This is a genomic window from Pseudoalteromonas sp. UBA2102, from assembly GCF_002331165.1.
Classification (GTDB): Bacteria; Pseudomonadota; Gammaproteobacteria; order Enterobacterales; family Alteromonadaceae; genus Pseudoalteromonas; species Pseudoalteromonas atlantica.
Genome location: NZ_DCYU01000099.1, coordinates 699 through 5,884, shown reverse-complemented (window position 1 = coordinate 5,884; position 5,186 = coordinate 699). Strand labels below are relative to the sequence as shown.

Annotated in this window: 6 protein-coding genes and 1 pseudogene; 1 reads left to right on the top strand and 6 read right to left on the bottom strand. The window is 40.9% G+C overall.

Annotated features, from left to right (window positions below):
- Positions 1-2 precede the first annotated feature (2 nt).
- The 4 genes from B2R65_RS14005 to B2R65_RS13990 form a co-directional block, all read right to left on the bottom strand.
- Complete coding sequence (locus B2R65_RS14005; protein ID WP_004587647.1) at positions 3-1,178, bottom strand: mandelate racemase/muconate lactonizing enzyme family protein; 1,176 nt, start codon at positions 1,176-1,178, stop codon at positions 3-5.
- Positions 1,179-1,203: 25 nt separating this feature from the next.
- Complete coding sequence (locus B2R65_RS14000) at positions 1,204-1,971, bottom strand: class II aldolase/adducin family protein (protein ID WP_024031462.1); 768 nt, start codon at positions 1,969-1,971, stop codon at positions 1,204-1,206.
- A 166-nt stretch (positions 1,972-2,137) separates the two neighbouring features.
- Positions 2,138-2,461, bottom strand: coding sequence for a c-type cytochrome (locus B2R65_RS13995; protein ID WP_004587649.1), 324 nt, complete (start codon positions 2,459-2,461; stop codon positions 2,138-2,140).
- Between the two features lie 160 nt (positions 2,462-2,621).
- Positions 2,622-3,161 carry a DUF2058 domain-containing protein gene (locus tag B2R65_RS13990; RefSeq protein ID WP_029772599.1) on the bottom strand — a complete coding sequence of 180 codons (540 nt, stop codon included), beginning with the start codon at positions 3,159-3,161 and terminating at the stop codon, positions 2,622-2,624.
- Positions 3,162-3,360: 199 nt separating this feature from the next.
- Here B2R65_RS13990 and B2R65_RS13985 point away from each other — a divergent pair, with 199 nt between their 5' ends.
- Positions 3,361-4,506, top strand: coding sequence for an MFS transporter (locus B2R65_RS13985; protein WP_286743596.1), 1,146 nt, complete (start codon positions 3,361-3,363; stop codon positions 4,504-4,506).
- Here B2R65_RS13985 and B2R65_RS13980 read toward each other — a convergent pair.
- Positions 4,473-4,973, bottom strand: a complete 501-nt coding sequence (locus tag B2R65_RS13980; protein WP_029772601.1) for a prolyl-tRNA synthetase associated domain-containing protein — start codon at positions 4,971-4,973, stop codon at positions 4,473-4,475. The genes B2R65_RS13985 and B2R65_RS13980 overlap by 34 nt on opposite strands.
- Position 4,974: 1 nt before the next feature.
- Positions 4,975-5,186: pseudogene (locus tag B2R65_RS13975) on the bottom strand (hypothetical protein); the annotation flags it as partial.

Sequence of the window (5,186 nt, the reverse complement as noted above, 5' to 3'; positions counted from 1 at the left end):
AATTATTTAATTTCTACACGCTGCGAGCGCATAACAATCTCATCATTTAATTCAATGCCTAAGCCTGGCTCTTCTGATACTTCAAAAAAGCCATTTTTTGGTTGTGGATCTTGTAAGCACAGCTCTCGGTTCCACTTTTTAATGGCATAAGTATGATGCTCATGAATCAAAAAGTTAGGAATAGCGGTTTCTAAATGAAGCGATGCAGCTGTAGCAACAGGCCCGCCACATACATGCGCCTGAATACGCACATCAAAAATATCGGCGTAGTCACATACTTTTTTAGTTTCAGTAAAGCCACCACATAAACCGATATCGGGTTGTAGTACATCAATGCTTTGATCTTCTAAATAAGGACGCACACCCCAGCGGTTGTATAAACGCTCACCGCCTGCAATTGGCACTGCCACTTTATCTGCTACTTTTGCATGTAAAGAATGGTTTAAGTAGTTAACTGGCTCCTCGTAGTACATGCAATCAAACTCTTCGGCTATTTCACCAATTTGTATAGCAGAGGTCGCGCCAGGTAAGCTGTGGCACTCAAAAATAATATCCACTTCATCACCAACTGCTTCACGTATAGCTTGCATACGAGCACGGTATAGCTTCATTTCACCACGAGAAATTATTTTAGTACGGTCGTAATACGTATTGCCGTCTTTATCGTATTGGATAGGGTCAACTTTTACTGCATCATAACCTTCGCCAATCGCTTTTAACGCCGCTTCTGCGTATTCTTGCGGTTGTACTAACGCTTTAAATTCGCTGTCCCAATCAAACTGTAGCTGCGATGCATAAGTACGTAGCTTATCGTTTACTTTGCCGCCCAGTAATTGGTATACCGGTAAACCAAGTGCTTTACCTTTTATATCCCAAAGTGCTGTATCTATGGCGCTCATTGCTGCATAAACAACAGGGCCGCCACCTAAACCCCAAAAGCTTTCGCGTAACATACGCGACCATAACTTTTCGGTTTGAAACGGGTCGTGCCCAATTAAAAAAGCATCAGCCATTTCTTTTATCATTGCTGCTGCTGCGCTGTGGCCTAAATCGTAAGCCAAACCAGCCTCACCTACACCACTAATACCTTCATCGGTATGAATACGTACAAAAACCGGCGTCCAGGCTGGACGCTCTGGGCAATGAATATCAAATACTTCTACGCGATTTACTTTCATTAAAATTCCTTATTAGCCACGCAGGCTATTGTGCAAAACTGGGATCAAGTCGGTACGCTTTTCGTAACATGGCAGGCCACGCTAATTGCCCACCTGTGCTGCCGCTATGTACCACATTAGCTTGGTTATAAATATTGTCGATAATTGGCTGCGGCACCGGAATAACCTCTTGTGAGCTGGCTTGTAATGCAAGCTGAATTTCGCAGGCACGTTGCAAGTCATAAAAACGCATAAAGGCATCGCCTACGGTTGGGCCTACGGTTAAGCCACCATGATTTACCAATAGCATATGATTGGTATTGCCTAAATCATCTTGTAATACTTTGCGCTCGTCATCATTTACAGCCAGCCCTTCATAGCCATGGTACGACAGCGAAGGGAGCGAAAACATAGAGTATTGGCTTAGTGGCAATAGGCCATTTTTTTGTGTAGCAACGGCAATGGTTTCTTTAGTATGTAAGTGAATAACACAATGAGCATCTTCACGCACTTCGTGAATTGCGCTATGGATAGTAAAACCTGCTGGGTTAATGCTAAAGGGGGTGTCGTCAATAATATTGCCGTGCAAATCAACCTTTACTAGGTTTGATGCAGTTACTTCGTCAAACGTTAAGCCAAACGCATTTACAAGGTAGTGATCCGTGCCAGGTAAACGTGCCGATAAATGCGTGTATATTAAATCCCCCCAACGAAAATGCTCTACTAATCGGTAGCAAGCTGCTAAATCTACGCGCAATTGCCACTCTTGCTCCGACACTTTATTTTTTAAATCTAGTTGGGGTAAATCAATCATAATCAGCCTTTTAAAATACGTACAACAACACAAGTACGAATAGATGTTTAGAAGTCTAAAGCAGTATTAATTTTATAGCAAACACAAACAAAACAGCCACACAATTGTGTGGCTGTTTACGCTGCGCTTTAATTTAAAACGATAATACGTTTTTAAACGCGGTGCTTTATTTTACCTTTGAAAGGTAGTCAGCAATTGCTTCAAACTCTTCGTCCGTTACCGTTGCAACCATTGCTTTCATTGCAGCAGTCATACCATTGCTACGCGCGCCCGATTTAATATCTTTCATTTGGGCCACTAAATAGTCTTTGTTTTGACCATTAATTTTAGGGTATGCGCCCATAATAGGTGCTTTACCTTCTGCACCGTGACATGTTTGACACATTTTTTGGGTGTAAAGGGCTTCGCCATCAGCAGCGGCGGCGTTAAACGAAAAACTTGCGGCTAAACTAATACCCGCGCCTACTATTAGTGCTTTCATCTTGCTCATTATATTCACTCTTCTTTTTGACGGTTAGAAAATAGTCTATTGATTGTAGTAAACAATCTAGTAAAAAGCATACGTATCAATTTACGTTAGGCGATCAAACAAACATGACTAAGTTTTCAGCCATTGTTGTTAACTTTAGCAAACAATACTGAACAGACACTTACCATACTAAATCATCTGGTACTTCAAAGTCTGCATATGGGTCGTCTTCATCTTTTGGTTTGTTTTCAGGTTCAACATGAAAAACAATGTACTTTTCATCAACTTCTGCGACTTTACGCGCCGGCTCATCATCGAGTACGTAAAACTGCCCTTCCAGTACACAAATAGCTAAACGACCACCCGATAACGCTTTTTGAGTTTTCTCGTTTACGTCTATCCCTTTTACTTTGTTATCGTAAGTAAAATTAAAGGTACGCTCACCGCGGATAGAGTCTTGGTTATGATGCTCAAGTATTTGCTTAACACGAGCAACTTGCTCACGTTGCTTAAGCTCTTCATGGCGCGACTGGTTAAGTTCTTCAGCCTTTTTTTGCTGCTCTAATTTAGTTTGCTGTATGTGCTTTTGCAGATCGCTTGGGTTACTGGTAGCCCCTTTTTTTTGCTTTTTTTGTTGCTTACGTTTTTCTGACTTAGCAACTTTAGCTTTGTGCGATGTTGTTAACCCTGCTTGCAGCAATTGGTCTTGTAATGAACCCATGGCTTTGTTCCACTAAAAACTTATATTAGGTTTATTTTAATCACCAACGAGTACAAATAACAGTGCTATTAGCATTAATCTAGCAAAGGGCTGAATATACACTTTGATTTAGCGCAATTGTTAATGATTTAACCTATGAAATATAAGCCATTTTTCATATACTTTGGCTAACTTATCAGCTTATGTTTTAAGCCCTACAATGCGTTTTGCTCACTTACTTATTTGCTCGGTGTTTATATTTTTTGTGCTGTACGCACCTCAGCCTTTATTGAGCTTATTTGCTAGCGAATTTAACGTTCCCCCTGCGCTTGCCGGCAGCTTAATGAGCGTAACCATGCTGCCTTTAGCAATTGCGCCTTTGGTTTATGGGCTATTTTTAGCCAAGCAAAACCCGCTTATTATTTTACGTATTGCTATGTTTATTTTAGGAGTGAGCTGCATACTGTTTACAATAGCGCCAAGTTTTGAGCTATTACTTTTGGTGCGTTTTATACAAGGCTTAACCTTACCTGCCGCGCTTACCGCGATGACAAGCTTTATTAGTATACGTTACAGCGCAGATGCCTTACAAAAAAATATGACCTTATACATAGGCAGTACCATAGCTGGGGGCTACTTTGGCCGAGTATTGGCCGCTTTATTTAGTGATGTATGGCATTGGCAAAGTTTTTATTATGTTATTTCGATTGTGCTTATTGGCCTGGCTATAAGTATAAAGCCCACGGGCTTTGTGGTATCTAATCAGTCAGCACTTACGCCGTTAACGTATATTAAGCAGCTAAAAGATGCGGCAGTACTAAAATTGTATGGCGCCGTTTTTTGTATGTTTTTTTGCTTTGCAGCCTTATTAAATTACCTACCGTTTATTTTGCAAAACACCTTTTTAATTACAAGCACACGCGATATTGGCTTAGTGTACAGCGGCTACTTAATCGGTGCTTTAGCATCTATTGCAACACCTTGGCTTGCTAAAAAAGTGCCTTCAGCTTGGCATTTACTTGCTGCGGTTTTTATCGTGTATAACTTAAGCATTGTATTACTTATAAGCCAGCAACTGAGTGTGTTTTTAATCGCGTTTACGTTATTTTGTGCTGCTATGTTTGTTATACACTCAAGCGCTGCTCCGCTTGTTAACAAGATTAGCAAAGCGCCTGCAAGTGTAACAAATGGCGGGTATGTATCGTTTTATTATAGTGGTGGGGCGCTGGGCTCGTTATTGCCAGGTATTGTTTATCAACACTCAGGGCAAACTGCATTTATGCTTTGCTTACTGAGTGTGTGTTTTATTGGTTTAGTCTTAGTCACTTTAGGCTATCGAGAAGGTAAAAACATTACCCGAGGCTGATGCCCTGTATGCTCAAAAAAGGTATTTAAATCATTTTTTGAAAGCAGCCAAGTTTGAGTGTTTTCAAACGGGTGACAATGAAACAGCTCGTTAAACCAAATATCTTGATCAAGCCACAAAGTAACATTGCTTTGTTTATCGTTTGCTAAAGCAAGCATAGACACACACCCGGGCGCCACTTTTAAATAACGTGCTAACCGCTCGCTAGAGGCAAACCCCAACCGAGAAAGCCCCTGTTGCTTAGATAGGGTTTTTAAATCGAGCTGTTTGTCGTGTGCGGTAATTACTAAAAAGTGCTTTTTGCCCTCGTTATCACGCAAAAACAAGTTTTTAAGTCGCGTACCTGGGCGCTCCACCATAAATGCATCAGCATCTAAACTGGTATGTAACGCAGGGTGTTCTATTACATCGTAATTTATACCTAATTGCGCTAACAACTGCGCAAGCTTTTCTTTATCGGCCAACATACTACAAACAACGCCCTCTTAGCTGCACACTTAAGTCACGCCATAGTACTTGTGTAATTTCGTGTTTATTTTCACAATAGTTATTTTCACTGAGGGTTTCGTTTAAAAACCTGACGGCTTCATCCTCAAGCTTAAGTTTTAACACACTAGAGTCTTCGAAGTGTTCTTGTTCTATGTAACGTTTTACATCAGAGCGGCTCGGTCTTTTTTCGC